Origin of the sequence: Erythrobacter sp. Dej080120_24 (assembly GCF_036322605.1) — a bacterium.
GTDB lineage: Bacteria > Pseudomonadota > Alphaproteobacteria > Sphingomonadales > Sphingomonadaceae > Erythrobacter > Erythrobacter aurantius.
In genome coordinates this window covers 2204055-2223415 of the sequence record NZ_AP027262.1, presented here as the reverse complement: position 1 = coordinate 2223415, position 19361 = coordinate 2204055, and the positions used below count along the sequence as shown (strand labels likewise).

Sequence of the window (19361 nt, the reverse complement as noted above, 5' to 3'; positions counted from 1 at the left end):
ATTTAGGCATCCCGCACATGACAGACGTTCCAACTCCTCCGGCCATGAAGCCGATCAACATCGGCCCGGTCACGATCAACGAGCCCGTTCTGCTCGCCCCGATGACGGGCGTGACCGACATGCCGTTTCGCACTCTGGTGCGTCGCTATGGCTCGGGCCTCAACGTGACGGAGATGATCGCGAGCGAGGCGGCGATCCGCGAAACGCGCCAATCGGTGCAAAAGGCCGAGTGGGACCCGATCGAGGAACCCGTCTCGATGCAGCTCGTCGGCTGCGATCCGGGCAGCATGGCCGAAGCCGCCAAGCTTCAGGAAGGCAATGGCGCGGCGATTATCGACATCAACTTCGGCTGCCCGGTTCGCAAGGTTGTCGGCCAGTTTGCCGGATCGGCTTTGATGCGCGAAGTTCCGCTCGCGACAAAGCTGATGGAAGCGACCGTCAAGGCGGTCAACGTGCCCGTGACGGTGAAAATGCGCATGGGCTGGGATCACCAGAGCCTTAACGCCCCGGAAATGGCGCGAATTGCCGAAGATCTCGGCGTCAAGATGATCACCGTTCACGGACGCACGCGCAACCAGATGTACAAGGGAAGCGCAGACTGGTCCTTCATCCGCAAGGTCAAGGAAGCGGTTTCCATCCCCGTTATCGTCAATGGCGATATCTGCACGATCAATGACGCGGCAAAGGCGCTGGAACAGTCCGGCGCGGACGGCCTCATGATCGGGCGAGGTGCCTATGGCAAGCCGTGGCTGCTGGGGCAGGTCATGCATTGGTGGCGCACCGGCGAAACCATCCCCACGCCCAGTTTCGACGAACAATACGCAACGCTGGTGGAACACTACCACCGGATGCTCGATCATTATGGCCGCGACGTCGGGACCAAGATCGCGCGCAAGCATTTGGGCTGGTACACCAAGGGAATGCATGGTTCCGCCGATTTCCGGAACAAGGCCAATTTCATTGACGACCCCGATGAAGTTCTCGGTGAACTCGAACGGTTTTACGAGCCGTTCCTCGGCCGTCGATCTGCCGCAGATATTGCGGCGCATGATCAGGCCAAGGCTGCCTGATAATGCCGTCGAAGGAGGCCAGCGGGGCTGATATTTCGGGTTTCGATCCTTCACGCCCCAGTGCCGAGGCGCAGATTGCAGGCCTTGTGTTTGCGCTCCTGCTGGTCGACGAAAACGCTTTCATCGTCGAAGCCAATCACGCCGCCGAAAATATGCTGGGCGTCAGCGCCCGCCGCCTGATCGGCCGCCCCTTGCTGGACATTATCGGGCCGCTCGATCCGAGGGTTGAGAAACGGCTGAGCGACGCAGAGGCGGCACTTGTCGCGCGTGACATCAGGATAAACGCCTCCGAGACTGAATTGAGGGTCAATCTGACAGTCTCCCCGCTCAGTACCAATCGCGCATGGCGGGTCATCACGCTGTCGCAGGTGGGGCATGAGGAAACCGGCAGCGATGACGAGTTGGCTTCGTCTATGGGCGCGCCTTCCATTCTGGCTCACGAAATCAAGAACCCGCTCGCCGCCATTCGCGGTGCCGGCCAGCTTGCAGCACGTAAACTGCCTCACAAGGACAAGAAGCTGGCGCGGATGATCACCGACGAGGTTGACCGGATTGCCCGCCTCATAGACCGGATGCAGCAATTGGGTGCTCGCCATGCAGAGGAGGCGGCTCCGTGCAATCCACATGAAGCGATCCGCGCTGCGATCGCGACAGTGCGTGCTGCGGGCACGAACGGGGTCGAGATCACCGAGGAATTCGATCCTTCGCTGCCCCCCGTACTTGCCAATCGCGACGCGCTGGAACAGGTGCTGATCAATCTGATCACCAACGCTCGCGATGCGGCGAGTTCAGGGGCGAGGGGCAAGGTCACGATCCGAACCCGTTTCATCAGCGGCCTGGCCTTCAGCGCGATCCGGCTTGGCCGTGCGGTCCGCTTGCCGATCGAGATCACCGTCAGCGACAACGGGCCGGGGATCGATCCTGCCCTGCGGGACCGGGTCTTCGAACCTTTCGTCACATCGAAGCAATCCGGACAAGGGCTGGGGCTGGCACTGGTGCGCAAGCTGGTCCGGGACATGAACGGCAGCATCAGCCACGAACGCGACATACGCGCCGAACTGACGCATTTCCGGCTGCATTTGCCATTGGCAAAGCCGGGCGAGGAATAAGGGAGCACAGCACATGGCGGGCAGTTTGCTGCTGGTGGAGGACGACAGCGCGATCGCGACCGTGATTACCGCGGCGCTTGAGGATGAGGGTTTCGACATCACCCGCTGTGCCACGATCAAGGAACGCGATGCCTTGCTGGCCTTGCATGGCTTCGATGTCATGCTGACCGATGTGAAGCTTGAGGACGGGGACGGGCTGGAGAGCCTTGCCGATGTTCGCGAAGCGGCCCCCGACATGCCGGTGATCGTACTGTCGGCGCAAAACACGCTGGATACAGCGGTGCGCGCCAGTGACAGTGATGCCTTTGAATACTTCCCCAAGCCCTTCGATCTGGATGAACTAGTCCGCGCCGTATGTCAGGCGGCGGGTGAGCGGGCCGATATCTCCGATGCGCCCGCTCAGGGGGCAGGCGATGGCATGCCTCTGGTTGGTCGCAGCCCGGCGATGCAGGGTGTGTACCGCATGATCACCCGCGTCCTGCGCAATGACCTTACCGTGCTTGTCACGGGTGAAAGCGGGACGGGCAAGGAGCTGGTGGCAGAGGCGATTCACCAGCTCGGCAGCCGCCGCACCGGTCCGTTTGTCGCGGTCAATACCGCGGCCATTCCGCACGACCTTATTGAAAGCGAGCTGTTCGGGCACGAAAAGGGCGCTTTCACGGGCGCAGTCGCACAGGCAATCGGCAAGTTCGAGCAGGCCAATGGCGGGACACTGTTCCTCGATGAAATCGGCGACATGCCCGCGGAGGCGCAGACGCGCTTGCTGCGCGCGCTGCAATCCGGGCGCATTCGCCGGGTTGGCGGCAGACAGGAAATATCGGTGGATGTCCGCATCATTGCCGCCACCAATCGCGATCTTGCCCCGATGATCGAGGCAGGCAAGTTCCGCGAAGACCTGTTCTATCGTCTCAACGTCGTGCCGATCGAACTGCCGCCCTTGCGCGAACGGCGTGAGGACATTGATGTTCTGTCACAGCATTTTCTGGCGCAGGCAGCAGAGGACGGATTGCCCCGGCGGCAACTCACACCGGATGCAATTGCATCGCTTGAAGGTCGCAATTGGCGCGGCAATGTCCGGGAACTGCGCAATGTCATGTATCGCCTTGCGCTGATGTCGCGCGAGGACATGATCGACGCAACCACACTCACTGAAATTCTTGGCAAGGAAAAGCCGCTCGCGCTTGATCCCGATGGCGATGGTGACGACGGTATCGCAAAGGCGCTTGAAGTCTGGCTCGTGCGGGAAGAGCCGCCGAGCGGGACAGTCTATGCCAGCGCGCTTGCCGCATTTGAGAAACCCCTGATTGAGCACGCACTGGGCCGGACTGGTGGCAACCAATTGCGCGCGGCGAAACTGCTCGGCATCAACCGCAACACCTTGCGCAAGCGCATTGGCGAACTTGCGATTGAACCTGATCGTTTCGCAAGACCGGTCTGACGCAAGCGAGCCACCTAACAAGACTTTTCACTTGCAAATATGCAACACCATGGTTGTAACGGTGCAACCATGGCAGGTGCAGCGCTACAACCGGAGGCTACTGGAGAGGATCGGGGATCATTCCCGGCCAAGGATCCCCAGCGCCATTCGCCGCGCTGGTGGCGTCAGTTTGCGGTTTCCGCTCGCCGCGCAAACGTGTTTCGCTGGATCGAGATCGGATCAGTCATCACGCTGGTGGCGGCGATCATCGCCAACTATCTCGCCTATTCCAGCCAGCCGGAGAATTCGGACGGTCTGCCTGCATTGGAAGTATCGTTGCTGCTGGTGGCCGTGCTGGTTCCGGCGATGGCGATACTGGTGCTTATCGGGCGCCGCATGGCGCTTGCCCGGGCTGCGGGTAGCACCGCCCGGCTTCATGTGCGTCTGGTGTTCTTCTTCTCGATCGTGGCAGCCGTTCCGACGCTGCTCGTATCCGGCTTTGCCGCCTTCCTGTTCCAGACAGGCGTCGCGTTCTGGTATTCCGATGAATCGCGCGGCTTGATGGAAAACGCCAATGCGCTGGCGCAAAGCTATTACGACGCCAATCAGCGCGAGGTTGAGCAGGAAACCATCACCATGGCTAGCGACATGCGGTTCATCCTTGAACGCATGGACATAACCGATGCCGATTTTCCTGATTTCTATGCCGTGCAGGCGCAGGGACGCCAGATTTCCGAAAGCGCCATACTCCAGCGGCTAGATGACGGGTCACTGCGCACCGCCGCGATCCTCAACCTGCTCGAAGACAATCGGCCGCTGGAATTCAGCGCTGCCGCCCTGCCGCGTCTCGATGCCGGAGAATTCGTGGTGGTCGAAGGCGGTCCGCAACGCATCGCTGCCGTGGCTCCGATTGATCGGAATGCAGGGATTTACCTCTACAGCGCCCGGACGACCGAAGAATCGATGTTTCAGCGATGGGAAAGCGCCCAGGCCATTTCCAGCGCCTATGAAACACTGACGATCCAGGCCCGCACGCTCCAGTTGCGGTTCAACATCGCGCTGGTCGCTGTCAGCCTGTTGCTGGTGGGCATTGCCGTATGGTTTGCCCTGCGTTTCGCGGATCGGCAGGTCGAACCGCTGACTGACCTTGTCGGCGCCGCACGCAAAGTGGGGCAGGGCAATTTCGCGCTCCGGGTGGAAGGGCGCACCGGGGCGGATGAAATCGGCCTCCTCAACCGCGCCTTCAACCGCATGACCGCGCAGCTTGAAAAGCAGACTAACGCACTGGTCAGCGCCAACCGACAACTCGACGATCGCCGAGCCTTCATGGAAGCGGTGCTGGAGTCGGTCAGTGCGGGAGTGATCTCGGTCGATCAGAACAGCCGTGTGCTTCTGATGAACAATTCGGCGCAAGCGCTGCTGGGCGGCGAAACCGTGTGCGAGCCGGCACCCGATGATCTGATGGGCCAGTCGCTTGCTGATCTGTCGCCTGATATCTGCGCGATGGTGCGCGAAGGCAAGAAACGCTCCATCGTAACGCAAGCGAAGGGTGGTGAATTGTTGACGCTGGCGGTGAAGGTGGCACCAAGCGGCAGTGGTCATGTGATCACCTTCGAAGATATCACCCGGCAGTTGCTCGATCAGCGGCAGGCCGCATGGTCGGATGTCGCTCGGCGCATCGCACATGAGATCAAGAACCCGCTTACACCGATCCAACTGGCGACCGAGCGATTGAAGCGCCGCTATCGCAAACAGGTGGAGGCTGAAGACGGCGAATTGTTTGATGAATTGACCAGCACCATCGTTCGTCAGGTGGGCGATCTGCGCAAGATGGTCGACGAATTCAGCAGTTTTGCTCGTCTGCCAAAACCGGTCTTCCGTCAGGAGGATGCGCTTGATCTGGTGCGGCAGGCGGTCTTCCTTCAGGAAGTGGCGCACACGGATATCGAATTCGCCGTGACGGCTGACGGCCTGTCGGAGCGCGAGATACAATGCGATCGCCATCAGCTTGGTCAGGCGATGACGAATGTGCTGAAGAACGCTGTTGAAGCGGTGGAGGCTCGTTCCGCTGATCCGCCGCCGAACTATGCCGGCGCGATTTCGGTCACGCTCGAAGATGATGGCGAACGGATCCGGATTATCGTGGAGGACAACGGCATTGGCCTTCCCGCAGACCGTGAGAGAATTGTCGAACCCTATGTCACCACGCGTGAGAAAGGGACGGGGCTTGGCCTTGCCATCGTCAACAAGATCGTCGACGAACATGGAGGCGACATGAGCTTTGCCAGCGCCAGCGTCGATCCTCGCTCAGGCGCTCTTGGCACGCGTGTCACCCTCAGATTTGCCCGTAATCCCCAAAGCAACGAAGGTGAGGCTGCCCGATGACAGCATCTCTCGCCTTGAACATTTCCCCTCAAGATCACTGCCCCCAAGGAGAGGCGCATGGCGCTTGAAATCCTGATTGTCGATGACGAACGCGACATCCGCGAACTGGTAGCCGGAGTGCTTGGCGACGAAGGCTATGAATGCCGCACTGCCGCCGATAGCACCAGCGCGCTTGCCGCTATTGACGAGCGCCGGCCAAGCCTTGTCCTGCTCGACGTCTGGCTGCACGGCAGTGAACTTGACGGGCTGGAAACGCTGGACGCGATCAAGCAGCGCGAACCTGACCTGCCGGTGATCATCTTTTCGGGCCATGGCAATATCGACACCGCCGTGTCGGCCGTCGGACGCGGAGCAATGGACTTCATTGAAAAGCCGTTCGAGGCGGAGCGGCTTTTGCTGCTGGTTGAACGTGCGACCGAAACCGAGCGCCTGCGCCGCGAAAACACCCAGTTGCGCGATTCGAGCTGGGGCGGGGCGGACTTCACCGGAAACTCACCCGCAATCAACGCCGTGCGGGCCACGCTGAAGCGGGTGGCGAACACTGGCAGCCGGGTGCTGATTTCCGGTCCTGCAGGGGCGGGCAAGGAAGTGGCTGCACGGATGCTGCATTCGTGGAGCAATCGTTCGGACAAGGCGTTTGTGCTCGTCAACTCGGCCCGCATCACCCCTGAACGTTTCGAACAGGAACTTTTCGGCGAGGAAGTCGACGGCAAACAGGTTAGGCCCGGCCTTCTGGAAATGGCCGATGGTGGCACGCTCTATCTCGATGAAGTGGCCGACATGCCGCTTTCGACCCAGGCCCGGATCCTGCGGGTGTTGACCGAACAGAGCTTTGTTCGCGTTGGCGGTACACGGCAGATCGGTGTGGATGTCCGCGTTGTCTCCTCGACCACGCGCGACCTGAATGTCGAGATGGAGGAAAAACGCTTTCGCGAAGATCTCTTCTATCGTCTCAATGTCGTGCCTGTCAGCATCCCCTCGCTTGCGGATCGCCGGGACGACATACCCGCGCTCGCCGAGCACTTCTTCACCCGCTATTCCAAGGACCAGGGCATTGTTCCGCCCGAGATTTCGGAAGAGGCGATGGCTGCGCTTCAGGCCTATGACTGGCCGGGGAATGTGCGCCAGTTGCGCAATGTCGTTGAGCGCACGATCATCATGACCCCGCGCGATCGGCTGACAGTGGTGGAGCCCGACATGCTGCCCAGCGAGATCTCCGGCGGACGGCTCGCAGGAGCGGGGCAGGGGCTTTCGAGCATGATGGGGGTTCCTTTGCGCGAAGCCCGCGAAACCTTTGAGCGCGAGTATCTGACAATCCAGATTCGACGCTTTTCGGGGAACATATCCAAGACCGCGACCTTTATCGGGATGGAACGCTCTGCCCTGCATCGTAAACTCAAGCTGCTGGGCATGGCCGACCGCAAGGATGCGGATGGGAAGTAAGGAATTGACCGTCAAATTTGTTTGACAACAATTCAATCATTGCCCCCACGACGCGCAAGCTGCATTATGTCGATCCGTCGCAAGCGATCTTGCGGCGAAACTGCGGACCGTAACGACGGCCGCCAAGAACAGGAGCATGAATATGTCCAGTGGGCGAACCCTCTCTCCGCGCCCTCGTACCAGCGGCCCCGCAAGTTCCGCCGGCACCTCGAACACAGCATCATCTGCGCGCAACGAAAAGCAGGCCAACCTGCAGGACGCGTTCCTCAATTACCTGCGCAAGAACAAGACACCTGTCACCATGTTCCTGGTGAAAGGCGTGAAGCTTCAGGGAATTGTCACCTGGTTTGATAATTTCTCGATCCTTCTGCGTCGTGACGGCCAGTCGCAGCTTGTTTACAAACATGCAATTTCAACGATCATGCCCGGCGCGTCGATTGACGCGGAACAGTTCGGTGCTCGCGGCGGAAATCGCAAGCAGCGACTGCTTCAGGATGTGTTTCTCAGCCGCGTCAGCGATGCCGGCGTGCAAGTCACCATGTTCCTCGTCAACGGCGTGATGCTGCAGGGGCGGATTGCCGCCTATGACCTGTTCTGCATGTTGCTGGAGCGCGATGGCGCTGTGCAGCTCGCTTACAAGCATGCGGTGTCGACAATCCAGCCCGCCAGCCCGGTAGACCTCTCCGAAGACGGTGATGATGCCTCGGATGAAGACGACGATTACGGGGCCGACTACTGAGCTTTGACGATGACCTGATGGATGAGGTCACCCGCGGTGCGCGGGCCCTGATCCTGTGCCCCGATATCAGGGCGTTCAAGTACGATCTCGACGCGAGCGAACGGCTTGCCGAAGCCGAAGGTCTGGCGTTGGCGATTGGCGTGGTGATCCGGCATTCGGCCATTCTGCCAGTACGCCAGATGCAGCCGAACACGCTGTTCGGATCGGGTCAGGTCGAAAACATCGCAATCTGGTGCGATCAGTATGAATGCGAGTTGGTGATCGTCGATGGGGCGCTCACACCGATCCAGCAACGCAATCTCGAAGACCGGCTCAAACGCAAGGTAATCGACCGCACCGGCCTGATCCTCGAAATCTTCGGCGAACGCGCAGCCACCGCCGAAGGGCGCTTGCAGGTCGAACTGGCGCATCTGGATTACCAACAGAGCCGCCTGGTCCGCAGCTGGACCCACCTTGAGCGGCAACGCGGTGGTTTCGGCTTCCTCGGCGGACCTGGCGAAACCCAGATCGAGGCCGACCGGCGCATGATCCGCCAGCGGATGGGCCGACTGCGGCGCGAACTGGAGCAGGTGCGCAAGACCCGCGCGTTGCACCGTGAGCGACGGGGCAGGGCGCCGTGGCCGGTGATTGCCCTTGTGGGATACACCAACGCCGGAAAATCCACTCTTTTCAATCGCATGACGGGCGCGGACGTGATGGCGGAAGACCTGCTCTTCGCCACACTCGATCCGACGATGCGCGCGATCAGCCTCCCCGGAGTGGAAAAGGCCATCCTGTCCGACACGGTCGGCTTCATTTCCGATCTTCCGACACAACTGGTCGCCGCGTTCAGGGCGACGCTTGAGGAAGTGACCGGTGCCGACATTATCTGTCACGTGCGCGACATGTCCAACCCGGCCCATGCCGCCCAAAAAAAGCAGGTGATGGAAGTGCTTGCCGATCTTGGCGTGGTCGATAGCGAAACCGGCATCAGTGAAATTCCCATCGTCGAGGTGTGGAACAAGGCCGATCTGATCGACGATGAAACGCTGAAGGAACTCCGCGCGGCTGCCGAAGGCCAATCTGCAGTGCTATTGTCAGCCGCAACAGGTGAAGGGATGGACGATCTGGCAGCCACTCTGGCAGGGATGCTCACGTCAAAGGCGCACGAGCTGATCATCACCCTGCCAGTATCGGACGGTCGGCGGCTTGCATGGTTGCATGCCCACGGCGAAATCCTGGCGGAAGAGGATGCCGGGGAAGGGGAGGACGGTCCCTTGCGGCGCCTGACGGTGCGCCTCAATCCCAAGGAACTGGGACAATATGCGGCCTTGGGGTCGTAACTTAAGACTGTTTCTCAGCCAGCTTGACCCGCTGCCAGTAGCTTTCCTGCTGATCGAGAGACAGGCGATCAAATTGGTGCCCGTCCGCCGTGGCCAGTACCTCCATTGCGCGAAAGCGGCGCTCGAATTTCGCATTGGACGCCTTCAGCGCCTGTTCGGCATCAACCCCATAGCGGCGGATGATATTGACCGCGACAAACAGCACGTCGCCTGCCTCCAGCAGCTTTTCCTCATCGCTGGCTTCGTCGAGTTCCTGCAATTCTTCCAGCAGCTTATCGGTCGGACCTTTGACATCATGCCATTCGAATCCAACCCTCGCGGCGCGCTTTTGTAGCTTTTCTGACCGCAAAAGCGCCGGAAGCGCGGACGCGACGCCGTCCATGGCGCTGGTAGAACCCGATTGCTCACGTTCGGCTGCTTTGAGGTCTTCCCAGCGTTTGCTGTCCATCACACCGTCTTGATCGCCAAAAATGTGCGGATGTCGGGCCTCCATCTTGTCGCTGATAGCGGTTGCCACATCGTCGAAGGAGAATTGACCAGCTTCTTCGGCCATGCGGGCGTGAAATACGACCTGAAGCAGCAAATCGCCAAGCTCGCTGCGTAATTCGTCCATGTCACGACGATCGATCGCGTCGGAGACTTCGTAGGCTTCCTCGATGGTGTAAGGCGCGATGGTTTCAAATGACTGCGCCAGGTCCCATTCGCAGCCGTGTTCTGGATCACGCAAACGCGCCATGATTGCCAGCAGGCGGTCGATAGGGGGAGTTTCCGGGTTCTGCGCCATGATAGGATGATAATATATATTATGTTAAATATAAGCTAGAGCGCCTCAGGTTGGCAGCCTCGCCCCAAGCAAGTCCGCAGCAACGAACAAGCCGGCAAAAATCGCAAGCCACACGAGCGCCAATTGCAGGATCTTGCTCCAGCCAAGCCGAAAACTTGCCAATGCGCTCCCGGCAAGGATCAACCAGCCAAGCAGCGCCACAATCGAGATCAACGAACCTTCGTTCACGCCACCATCTCCAGCCCATCAAAACCAACGGTCACAAAATCTGGAACCTCGCGCTCCAGCGTCCGGTAATCCATGCTCTTGTCGAGATGGCTTAGCACAAGCCGCTGCGCGCCAGAACGCTCTGCCAACTCAATTGCCATGGCAAGATGCGCATGGGTCGGATGCGGCTCCCGGCGCAAGCAATCGCTTACGAGGATATCGACGCCGTCAAACAGGTCGATCATATGCTCGGAAATCGAACTGAAATCCGTTGCATAGGCAATGGACTTGCCATCCGCTTCGAACCGGTATCCCGTCGTTTCTCCGCTGCCATGCTCCATCTGGCACCATTCCACCGAAAAACCGGCAACAATCTTCAGCCGATCCAGTGTGTCGATCGAACATATGGTCGGATAACCGTCCTGTCCGGCAAAGACATAGCCGAACCGTTGGCGCAGCCGCCTTACGGTCTCAGTCGAGGCGAAGCCGGGAATTGGCCCGCCGCGCCCATAGCGCAGGACACGAAGATCATCGATACCGTGGCAGTGATCCGCATGATCATGCGTCCAGAAAACGCCGTCTATGCGGTTGATCCGATTGGCGAGCAGCTGCGCACGACAATCGGATGACGTGTCGATCAGCAGCCGCGATCCTTCGTCACTTTCTACGATGATCGATACCCGTGTCCGGCGGTTGCGCGGCTCCGACGGGTCGCAATCTCCCCAATCGCCCAAGCCATCGGGCCCTCCGATGCGCGGGACACCGGTGGACGTCCCCGATCCGAGCATAATCAGCTTCACAAGGCAGCCTTGCTAAAAAGTCTGGCGAAATTCGCCGTGGTCTGTTCGGCAAGACGATCCAACTCGGTTTCGCGCAGTTCGGCGACGAAACGCGCAGTATCGGCCACGAACGCAGGCTCGCATACCTTTCCGCGATTGGGTACGGGTGCAAGGAACGGGCTGTCCGTTTCCACCAGCAAACGATCTTCAGGCACTTCGCGAGCAGTTGCTTGCAAGTCCTTGGCATTCTTGAAAGTTACGATACCCGAAAGCGAGATCGTCAGGCCCATTTCCAAGACCTTGCGACCGAATTCCGAAGATGCGGTAAAACAATGGATCAGAGCAGGGAAAGCGCCCTTCCCCAGTTCGTCCTCGAGGATTTCCAGCGTGTCCTGTTCCGCGTCGCGGGTGTGAATGATCACCGGCAATCCCGTCTCGCGAGCGACATCGATGTGCATCCGGAAAAGGCTGGCTTGCGTCTGCCTGTCGGAATGTTCGTAATAGTAATCGAGCCCGGTTTCCCCGATGCCGATGACCTTGGGATTCTCCGTCGCGGCCAACAGCACGGCACGGCCAAGATCGGCATGCTTGTCGGCTTCGTGCGGGTGGATGCCGACGCTGGCGAAAACATCCGGTTCGCGATTGGCGGTCGCGACGACCTGTTCCCATTCGCTCTGCCGGGTCGAGATGTTCAGGAACGCCCCTACCCCTGCTTCACGTGCCCGCGAAAGCACTCCGGCCTGATCCTCGACCAGCCCCTTATACTCGAGATGGCAGTGGCTATCCACCAGCATCAGGCGTTGTCCTCATCCGCCTCAGGCAGTTCGAGGCGCGGGAACAGCGGCGTCGGCTTGTCGATCCGGAACCCGCCCTCAGCCAGCGGCGAATACCAATGCTCGCCAATACCGGAATAGCTGCGGTTCGCGCCCGGAATGCCCATCAGATCGAGCAGCTTTTCTGAGCTTTCGGGAATGACGGGCAGGATCGCGACGGCGAGCTGTGCAATGCAGATGTAAAGCGTCGCCAGAACCGTTTCCATCCGCTCAGGATCGGTCTTGCGCAAAGCCCACGGTGCTTCTGAATCGATATAGGCGTTGCACGCAAATACCGCTTGCAACCAAACCTCAACCGCCTGTTGCAAAGCCAGTGCCTCGAATGCGTCGGGAATTTCTTTCGACACGGCACTGCCCACGGTCTCGAACAAGGCCATGTCGGCATCATTATGGCCATGGATTTCGGGCAGTTGCCCATCGAGGTTCTTGGCAATGAAGCCGAGCGTCCGCTGGGCAAGGTTGCCGAACGCATTGCCCAATTCGCCATTAGAGCGGTCCACGATAGCCTCCGGCGAATAGCTGCCGTCTTTTCCGAAGGCGACTTCGCGGATGAGGAAATAGCGCAAGGGATCGACACCGAACGTCTCGGCAAGGCCGATGGGATCGGTGACGTTGCCCAGAGATTTCGATTCCTTCTGCCCGCGATTGAGCAGAAACCCGTGGCCAAAAACCGCTTTGGGAACCGGGAGTTTCGCACTCATCAGGAACGCCGGCCAGTAAATCGTGTGGAAGCGCACGATGTCCTTGCCGATCAGATGCAGGTTCGCGGGCCAGAATTCGGCCATTTCGGGCGTGTCGTCCGGAAACCCGAGGCCGGTCAGATAGTTGGTGAGCGCGTCGACCCAGACGTACATGACGTGATTGTCTGAACCGGGAACCTTCACCCCCCAGTCAAAGCTGGTGCGGCTGACGGAAAGATCACGCAAACCCTGCTCGACAAAGGCGATCATCTCATTGCGGCGGCTCGCCGGTTCGAGAAAGCCTGGGCTCTTCAGCAATTCAAGCAGTGGCTCCTGATATTTCGACAGGCGAAAGAACCAGCTTTCCTCGACCGTCCATTCGACCGGAGTGCCTTGCGGCGAGAGCTTTTCGCCGCCCTCGCCTTCGACCAGCTCGCTTTCGTCGTAATAGGCTTCGTCGCGAACGGAATACCAACCTTCGTAACGGTCAAGGTAGAGATCCCCAGCCGCTTCCATCCGTTGCCAAAGGGCCTGGCTGGCGCGGTGATGATCGTCTTCGACGGTGCGGATGAAGCGATCATAGGAAATGTTGAGCTTTTCATCCATCAGCTGGAAATAGCCCGACATTTCGTCGGCAAGATCGCGCGGGGTGCGGCCTTGCTCTTCGGCCTTGCGCGCCATTTTCAGGCCGTGCTCGTCTGTCCCAGTCTGGAACCGTACACGGCGGCCGCGCAGACGCTGGAAACGGGCGATCACATCCGCGGCAATCCCTTCATAGGCATGGCCGATATGCGGCTTGCCATTGGGGTAATTGATCGCGGTTGTGATGTAGTAGGGGGAGTTTTCGGGTTCAGCCATGGGCCTGCTCGCTAGCCGGGGCAGCGCGCGTGAGCAAGCTTCCGATTTCAAGCGCGAGGAGGCCGGTGTCGAAATTGTACGTCGGAGCCTGTGCCGCAAGGGCGACCATCTCAACATGCGCTTCGATCAGGCGTGCGCGATGAGCCGAATTGGAAGCGCTGCGCACCTTCTCCGCGATGATCGCCTGCGCAAGCTCCATTACCGCCTGCAAACGCTCCCGGTCAGCGCGAGGACCAATTGCCTGCGCAAGATTTGCCCGCCCGCCAAGCCGCGCATCGCCATCGCTGAGCAGCGCGTTGATCTGCTCGGCCACGGGCCCCAGATCCTGGCCCGAAAACCGCAAGGCCGCGCCATATGAACCTTCCGCCGCGCGGATGGCTGTTTGCAGGTTACCGCCATGTCCGGATGTCTCGAGCATTTCCTCAAGTTGCCGATCAGTAAGTGTCGGGAACCGCAGGATACGGCAGCGCGAGCGGATAGTCGGCAAGAGTCGGGATGGCCGATGCGTAACCAGCATGAAGAATGTGCCAACCGGTGGCTCCTCGAGGCTCTTTAGCAACGCATTGGCCGAATTGACCTCCATGTCATCCGCGGGATGGATGATGACGACGCGGCGCGATCCCAAAGTCGGGCGCACGGTAAGACGGCGCTGCATTTCGCGGATTTGATCAACCCTGATGCTGCGAGCAAGTTCGAACGGTTTGCCTTCAGCCGCCGCAGCAGCAGCCTTCTTGTCCTTTGGTCCGTAGGTGACGGTGAGAATGTCGGGATGTTCACCAGCCGGCTGTGCAACTCCGGCTTCGGCGACAAGTTCGCGTGCGGCCGCCAACGCAAAGTCATATTTGCCAAGGCCGCTCTTGCCCGCAAGCAGCCAACCGTGATGCATCCGGGCGCCGCTCATTGCCGTACGCCATTGGCGCCATGCTTCAGTGTGGTTGGGCCAGCGAATGTCCATGATCGGCGTCAGTCCTCACCGAAAAAGCGGGTGAGCGCGGCGAGAACCCGTTCATGCACCTTTTCGGGTTCCCCTGTTCCATCGACGATCCTGAAACCATCAGGATCAGCCTCAGCAAGGTCGCGAAAGCTGCGCGCAACGGCTGCGTGATATTCGGCGCTCCGGCCGCCGATAGCATCGCTCTTGCCGCCATCACGCGCCATCAGTCGTTGTTCGACCCGTTCGGGATCGACTTCGAGCAGGATCGTCAAGTCAGGGCGCAAACCGTCGCTGCCGAATTTGTGCAATTCGCAGATTGCGGCATCGCCCAGCCCCCCTGCCCCGCCCTGATAGGCTCGACTGGAATCTACGAAACGATCGCTTATCACCCATGTGCCGGCTGCAAGCGCTGGCCGGATCAGGCGCAAGACATGATCGGAGCGCGCCGCTGCAAACAGCAAGGCCTCGGCCTGCGGCCCCCAACCTTCGCCTGGTGGGTGCAGCAACAGGTTCCTGATCGCTTCGGCCCCGTCAGTGCCTCCGGGCTCGCGGGTTACGGTGACACTCTTGCCGATCTTGCGGAGCGCATCTGCGAGCAACCGTGCCTGAGTGGATTTGCCCGTACCCTCGCCACCTTCAAAGGCGATAAAGCGTCCTGTTCCGGTGCCGGTCATGAAAACCATCCCGCAATGCCGTTGAGCATCCGGGCGAATACCCCGGCCTGCTCGACATCGTCTGTCGCGAGCAGGGGAAGCCGCGCTGGTTCCATGCCGGGAACCTCGATCACCAGCGTGGCCACCCTGTCACCGGCGGAAAAGGGAGCGCGGAGCGGGCCGTCATAAGAGATGGACATGCTGAGTTCGCCAGACGCGCCCCGAGGCACGTTGACGTAGACGGTCCGATCGGTCCGCAGCCCTACACGGCGTGCGCCGCCACCTTGCACACGGGCCTCGCCAACCACCTGCTGTTCGCCGAACAACCGGCGCCGCTCGAACGCACTGAAACCCCATTCGATATAGTTGCGTGCAGCCCGGGCACGCGTACCGCTGCGGTCCACTCCGGCGACTACGAGGACAAGGCGTTGGCCGTCGCGTTCTACGCTTCCCAGATATCCAAACCCTGCTTCATTGGTGTAGCCGGTCTTGATCCCGTCCGCACCCTGCGTCCGGCCGATCAAGGGATCATGGTTCGACTGTTCGATGCCGTTAAAGCGAAAGCCCCGCTTTCCGATGTATCGGGCGTAGAGTTCCGGGTGCCTCGTGATCATGGCTCTGGCCAGTTTCACCAGATCGTGCGCCGTGGTGAAGGTTCTTCCTTCGTCCGGCCAGCCGTTTGGCGTCCCGAAGTGGCTTTGGGTCATCCCCAGCCTGAGGGCCTCTTCATTCATTGCCGCCACCCAGGCATCAACCGAACCTGCCTCCCCTTCCGCCAATGCAGCCGCAGCATCATTTGCGGAGACGTTGGCGATACCTGTGAGCATATCGTGCACCGAAACCGGCTCACCTGCGCCGATCCACATGGTCGAGCCTTCGCCGTTCCATTCGCGCCAAGTCTCGTCACGCATCGTAAATGTCTGAGCGGGAACGAGTTTGCCTGCGGCGATCAGCTCGAAGGCGCGAAACAATGTCATAACCTTGGTGATCGAGGCAGGAACAAAGCGCCTGTCGGCATTGCGCTGGTGCAGTACTTGCCCGCTGGTCAGGTCGACAAGAAGCGCGATGGGAACTTCATCTTCGGGAGGCGGCGCTGCGGCAGGTTGTGCCTGCGTCGTCGCTGCAAGCAGCAGGGCACTCGCCAACGCCAGCCATTTTGAAAGTCGCTTAAACACAGCAGCGCTATACGCGCGGGATGCCCAAGTTGCGAGGGTGTGAGCCCGCTTAGTTCACGATTTCGTCAGCCAGAAGCCCGACGCTCATCGCGTAATAGTTGGAGCAGTTGTACTCGAGGATCACGCGGTAATTCCCGGTCAACAGCCACGCCGGCTCACCTGGACCATCAGGCTGGAACAGCGACACCAGAGTATCATCAGGCAAAAAGCGTTGCGGCTGCACCCCTAGCGCGCGCCATTCCGCCACAGTCTTCCACTGGCTGTGCCGCTCGTGAACCCTTGGACACACCGGGCCGACTAACTTGGTCTTGTATGCGTCCACATCAAAGCCGCCGGGCACTGCGGCTCTTACTCCCCAAGGCTGCCCTTTGCGCCAGCCCGCGTCGCGGAAATAGTTGGCGATTGATGCGAAGGTGTCAGCGCGATTGCTGAAGATGTTGGCTCTGCCGTCTCCATCCCCATCGGTGGCAAGTCGCAGATAGACCGACGGGAGGAACTGCGGATTGCCAAACGCGCCCGCATAGCTGCCAACAAGTTCCTGACGCGAATAGCCCTTGTCCGCCACCTTCATCAGCGCGATCCATTCCCCTGCAAACAGATCACGGCGCCGACCTTCCCAAGCGAGCGTTGCTAGGCTGCGGGACAAGTCGAAATCGCCGCGAATCCGGCCATAGCTCGTCTCATGCCCGAAGATCGCGACGATGATCTCGCCCGGAACGCCGTATTCGTTCTCGATCGCGCGCAAGAGGCCGCTGTTGCCACGATACACGCTCTGCCCGCCGGCTATGCGCTGTGGGTTGACGTGGGTGCGGATATACGGCGCCAGAGCGGGATAACCACGCGAAGTGGGTTGGCCTGGCTGCCCCCGGTCAAGCCGGATCACCCGGTCATTCGGGGTCAGCCCCGCAGTCATCCGCTGGATCGTTGCCTCGCTCACGCCTTCGGCGCGCGCCCGCGCTTTTAGCAATTCCATGTATGCGTCAAAATCGATCCCGTCCGTCGGGCTCGCCTGTGCTTGCGTTGGTGCCGGCATCACGACCGCACCGGTGACGGCTAAGGCCAGTCCGAGTGCAAGGGGGAACAGGTTTTTGATCAGCATGGCGGCATTATCCGTCAGTTGGTCTGAATTGCAGGTGAGCAGTTATCGTTAAGCCACAATCGCATGCTGGCGCATGAAGTCATAGTCATCGCGGCACGCATCAGCCGTTTTCTGATACTCCCCGTCGAGTTCGGGCAGGTCGCCGTGCGATGATCCGAAACCGGTGGAGGCATTCACCTTGTCATACCAATGCGCTCCCCAGATGCCGTCCGTCGGGTGCGGTCCTTTGTTCCAGCGGAGCATGGCGGGGTCCCATGTAATCCCCAAAGAACCACAAAGCTTTGTCAGCACGGCTTCGGGATTGGCGAGGATCATTTCCGAGTCGACAACCGGTGGTGCCGCGCCGATGCGGTCAGCCTCGCGCTCGAAATAGGCGCGCACCTGAGCAAAGCCGAGCGCTTCGGGTTCACGCAGTTCGTTCTTGTTACGATAGCTTGCCACTACCCGTTCAGGCGCGCGGATCAGGAATGCATGGATGTGATCCGGCATGTCGCCAATATCCACATGGCCAATCATGTGATGTGGCATATGCTTTTGGTACCAGATCGGCTTTCCTTGCGGCACTTGGCCGGACTGGGTAGCCAACACGCTGTCCCATTCGCAATCCATATCAGCAATCGTTTCCGCGGCCATCGGATGCGGTTCGCCGCTGTGCTTCAGGAAAGCACCGTAGAAAGGTTCGTCGCTGACGGAGCAGTCCGGGCGCGAGCCAAAGCTTCGCATCATCGCGGTGGAGATGTTGCGCGGGCCAGACCACATGGCGATGCGGATCGCGTTCATGCAGCCACATCCCGGTCCATGAGATCGCGATAAAGCGACTGCAGCCGCTCGACCATCGGGCCACGCGCTGCGGTCAGCTTGCGCCCATCTACCTCCGTCACGGGGACGACTCCGGCAAAAGTGCCCGTCACGAATGCCTCATCCGCGCCGTAGACATCGGTGAGCGAGAAGTTCTTCTCGAACACCGGAATGTCCGCTTCCCGGCAGACCTGGATCACGTTCGCACGCGTGATCCCGCCGAGGCAGTAGTCACCGGTGGAGGTCCAGACCTCGCCCTTGCGCACAATGAAGAAGTGGGTCGAATTGCAGGTCGCAACAAAGCCGTGCGGATCAAGCATCAATGCCTCGTCAGCCCCTGCCTGCGCGGCCTGAATACAGGCGGTGATGCAGTTCAGCTTGGAATGAGAATTCAGTTTCTGATCCTGCACCGCCGGATCGCCGCGCCGGACGTGGACCGTGAACAAGCGGATGCCGGTTTCGATCGTTGCTGGCAGCGGTGCCTTGTATTCGGGGATGATAACGATCGTGGCGGGCGAGATCACCACGCGTGGGTCCTGATAGGGAGTCGAGCGAATGCCGCGCGTTACCATCAGGCGAATGTGCACGCCGTCCTGATCGCGCATTCCATTGCCATCGATTGTCTCGTCAAGTCGAGCAATCAGTTCATCGCGCGTCAGCCCGATGTCCATCGCAATCGCCTTCGCCCCTTCGTACAGCCGATCGAGATGCGCATCGAGAAACGCGATCCGTCCGCGATGGACGCGCAAGCCTTCCCACACCCCGTCGCCCAGCATGAAGCCGCTGTCGAAGACCGAAACGCTCGCCTGCGCCCGGGGCACCAGCGTGCCATTGACGTTGATCAGGATTGCTTCGTTGCGGGGATCGGGCGCGTAATCGTGTGTGCCCAGAGCGGTTTGATTTGCCATCAGTCTTCCCTAATCGCTCATCGCATAGTGACAAGCGCGCAAAGCATCGCTAGCGAGCCTTGCTGCGCGGACAGGTGGCAGAGCGGTTGAATGCACCGGTCTTGAAAACCGGCGTGGGTGCAAGCCCACCGTGGGTTCGAATCCCACCCTGTCCGCCACACGATTTGC

The 19361-nt window shown here is 60.2% G+C and carries 18 protein-coding genes and 1 tRNA gene; 8 read left to right on the top strand and 11 right to left on the bottom strand.

The window, feature by feature from the left end:
• Positions 1–17 precede the first annotated feature (17 nt).
• From dusB to hflX, 7 genes are all read left to right on the top strand, one after another.
• Positions 18–1070 carry a tRNA dihydrouridine synthase DusB gene (dusB, locus tag AABA34_RS10645; protein ID WP_338302587.1) on the top strand — a complete coding sequence of 351 codons (1053 nt, stop codon included), beginning with the start codon at positions 18–20 and terminating at the stop codon, positions 1068–1070.
• Positions 1071–1072: 2 nt separating this feature from the next.
• The gene (locus AABA34_RS10640) at positions 1073–2179 is read left to right on the top strand and encodes a two-component system sensor histidine kinase NtrB (RefSeq protein ID WP_338302586.1); all 1107 of its coding nucleotides are present in this window, start codon (positions 1073–1075) and stop codon (positions 2177–2179) included.
• 13 nt (positions 2180–2192) lie between these two features.
• Positions 2193–3617, top strand: a complete 1425-nt coding sequence (locus AABA34_RS10635; protein ID WP_338302584.1) for a sigma-54-dependent transcriptional regulator — start codon at positions 2193–2195, stop codon at positions 3615–3617.
• A gap of 69 nt (positions 3618–3686) precedes the next feature.
• Positions 3687–5981, top strand: coding sequence for a sensor histidine kinase (locus AABA34_RS10630; protein ID WP_338302583.1), 2295 nt, complete (start codon positions 3687–3689; stop codon positions 5979–5981).
• Positions 5982–6038: 57 nt separating this feature from the next.
• Positions 6039–7424: a nitrogen assimilation response regulator NtrX gene (gene ntrX / locus AABA34_RS10625; RefSeq protein ID WP_034954074.1), complete on the top strand. Its 1386-nt coding sequence runs from the start codon at positions 6039–6041 to the stop codon at positions 7422–7424.
• A gap of 142 nt (positions 7425–7566) precedes the next feature.
• A complete protein-coding gene (hfq, locus tag AABA34_RS10620; protein WP_338302582.1) occupies positions 7567–8163 on the top strand; it encodes an RNA chaperone Hfq in 597 nt (198 codons plus the stop codon).
• A 17-nt stretch (positions 8164–8180) separates the two neighbouring features.
• Positions 8181–9485, top strand: coding sequence for a GTPase HflX (hflX, locus tag AABA34_RS10615; RefSeq protein ID WP_338302581.1), 1305 nt, complete (start codon positions 8181–8183; stop codon positions 9483–9485).
• A gap of 1 nt (position 9486) precedes the next feature.
• On the opposite strand, the gene mazG is transcribed toward hflX, so the two are convergent.
• Genes mazG through AABA34_RS10560 form a run of 11 tightly spaced genes read right to left on the bottom strand, consistent with a single transcriptional unit; the run spans position 9487 to position 19193 of the window.
• Complete coding sequence (mazG, locus tag AABA34_RS10610) at positions 9487–10269, bottom strand: nucleoside triphosphate pyrophosphohydrolase (protein WP_338302580.1); 783 nt, start codon at positions 10267–10269, stop codon at positions 9487–9489.
• A gap of 45 nt (positions 10270–10314) precedes the next feature.
• Positions 10315–10497 (bottom strand): hypothetical protein, encoded by a 183-nt coding sequence (locus AABA34_RS10605; protein WP_034954069.1) that lies wholly within the window; start codon positions 10495–10497, stop codon positions 10315–10317.
• Positions 10494–11276, bottom strand: coding sequence for an MBL fold metallo-hydrolase (locus AABA34_RS10600; protein ID WP_338302579.1), 783 nt, complete (start codon positions 11274–11276; stop codon positions 10494–10496). The genes AABA34_RS10605 and AABA34_RS10600 overlap by 4 nt, the downstream gene beginning before the upstream one ends.
• On the bottom strand, positions 11273–12049 hold the full coding sequence (locus tag AABA34_RS10595; protein ID WP_034954066.1) for a TatD family hydrolase: 777 nt from the start codon (positions 12047–12049) through the stop codon (positions 11273–11275). The genes AABA34_RS10600 and AABA34_RS10595 overlap by 4 nt, the downstream gene beginning before the upstream one ends.
• Positions 12049–13626: a methionine--tRNA ligase gene (gene metG / locus AABA34_RS10590; protein WP_338302578.1), complete on the bottom strand. Its 1578-nt coding sequence runs from the start codon at positions 13624–13626 to the stop codon at positions 12049–12051. The genes AABA34_RS10595 and metG overlap by 1 nt, the downstream gene beginning before the upstream one ends.
• Positions 13619–14581: a DNA polymerase III subunit delta' gene (locus tag AABA34_RS10585; protein WP_338302577.1), complete on the bottom strand. Its 963-nt coding sequence runs from the start codon at positions 14579–14581 to the stop codon at positions 13619–13621. The genes metG and AABA34_RS10585 overlap by 8 nt, the downstream gene beginning before the upstream one ends.
• A gap of 8 nt (positions 14582–14589) precedes the next feature.
• Entirely contained in the window at positions 14590–15234 is a 645-nt protein-coding gene (gene tmk / locus AABA34_RS10580; RefSeq protein ID WP_338302576.1) for a dTMP kinase, read from the bottom strand.
• Positions 15231–16388 carry a D-alanyl-D-alanine carboxypeptidase family protein gene (locus tag AABA34_RS10575; protein ID WP_338302575.1) on the bottom strand — a complete coding sequence of 386 codons (1158 nt, stop codon included), beginning with the start codon at positions 16386–16388 and terminating at the stop codon, positions 15231–15233. The genes tmk and AABA34_RS10575 overlap by 4 nt, the downstream gene beginning before the upstream one ends.
• 49 nt (positions 16389–16437) lie before the next feature.
• The gene (locus AABA34_RS10570; RefSeq protein ID WP_445083730.1) at positions 16438–17487 is read right to left on the bottom strand and encodes a lytic murein transglycosylase; all 1050 of its coding nucleotides are present in this window, start codon (positions 17485–17487) and stop codon (positions 16438–16440) included.
• Between the two features lie 48 nt (positions 17488–17535).
• Positions 17536–18267 carry a sulfotransferase-like domain-containing protein gene (locus AABA34_RS10565; RefSeq protein ID WP_338302574.1) on the bottom strand — a complete coding sequence of 244 codons (732 nt, stop codon included), beginning with the start codon at positions 18265–18267 and terminating at the stop codon, positions 17536–17538.
• The gene (locus AABA34_RS10560; protein WP_338302573.1) at positions 18264–19193 is read right to left on the bottom strand and encodes an aminotransferase class IV; all 930 of its coding nucleotides are present in this window, start codon (positions 19191–19193) and stop codon (positions 18264–18266) included. Before AABA34_RS10560 ends, AABA34_RS10565 begins: the two co-directional genes overlap by 4 nt.
• A gap of 68 nt (positions 19194–19261) precedes the next feature.
• On the opposite strand from AABA34_RS10560, the gene AABA34_RS10555 reads away from it, so the two are divergent.
• Positions 19262–19351, top strand: a tRNA-Ser gene (locus AABA34_RS10555).
• Positions 19352–19361 lie beyond the last annotated feature (10 nt).

Coding starts and splice junctions, on each gene's coding strand:
- hfq (WP_338302582.1), top strand. CDS start 7,567: ATGTCCAGTGGGCGAACCCTCTCTCCGCGCCCTCGTACCAGCGGCCCC.
- AABA34_RS10630 (WP_338302583.1), top strand. CDS start 3,687: ATGGCAGGTGCAGCGCTACAACCGGAGGCTACTGGAGAGGATCGGGGA.
- AABA34_RS10595 (WP_034954066.1), bottom strand. CDS start 12,049: ATGCTGGTGGATAGCCACTGCCATCTCGAGTATAAGGGGCTGGTCGAG.
- metG (WP_338302578.1), bottom strand. CDS start 13,626: ATGGCTGAACCCGAAAACTCCCCCTACTACATCACAACCGCGATCAAT.
- AABA34_RS10640 (WP_338302586.1), top strand. CDS start 1,073: ATGCCGTCGAAGGAGGCCAGCGGGGCTGATATTTCGGGTTTCGATCCT.
- tmk (WP_338302576.1), bottom strand. CDS start 15,234: ATGACCGGCACCGGAACAGGACGCTTTATCGCCTTTGAAGGTGGCGAG.
- AABA34_RS10565 (WP_338302574.1), bottom strand. CDS start 18,267: ATGAACGCGATCCGCATCGCCATGTGGTCTGGCCCGCGCAACATCTCC.
- ntrX (WP_034954074.1), top strand. CDS start 6,039: ATGGCGCTTGAAATCCTGATTGTCGATGACGAACGCGACATCCGCGAA.
- AABA34_RS10585 (WP_338302577.1), bottom strand. CDS start 14,581: ATGGACATTCGCTGGCCCAACCACACTGAAGCATGGCGCCAATGGCGT.
- AABA34_RS10635 (WP_338302584.1), top strand. CDS start 2,193: ATGGCGGGCAGTTTGCTGCTGGTGGAGGACGACAGCGCGATCGCGACC.
- mazG (WP_338302580.1), bottom strand. CDS start 10,269: ATGGCGCAGAACCCGGAAACTCCCCCTATCGACCGCCTGCTGGCAATC.
- AABA34_RS10560 (WP_338302573.1), bottom strand. CDS start 19,193: ATGGCAAATCAAACCGCTCTGGGCACACACGATTACGCGCCCGATCCC.
- dusB (WP_338302587.1), top strand. CDS start 18: ATGACAGACGTTCCAACTCCTCCGGCCATGAAGCCGATCAACATCGGC.
- AABA34_RS10570 (WP_445083730.1), bottom strand. CDS start 17,487: ATGCTGATCAAAAACCTGTTCCCCCTTGCACTCGGACTGGCCTTAGCC.
- hflX (WP_338302581.1), top strand. CDS start 8,181: ATGGATGAGGTCACCCGCGGTGCGCGGGCCCTGATCCTGTGCCCCGAT.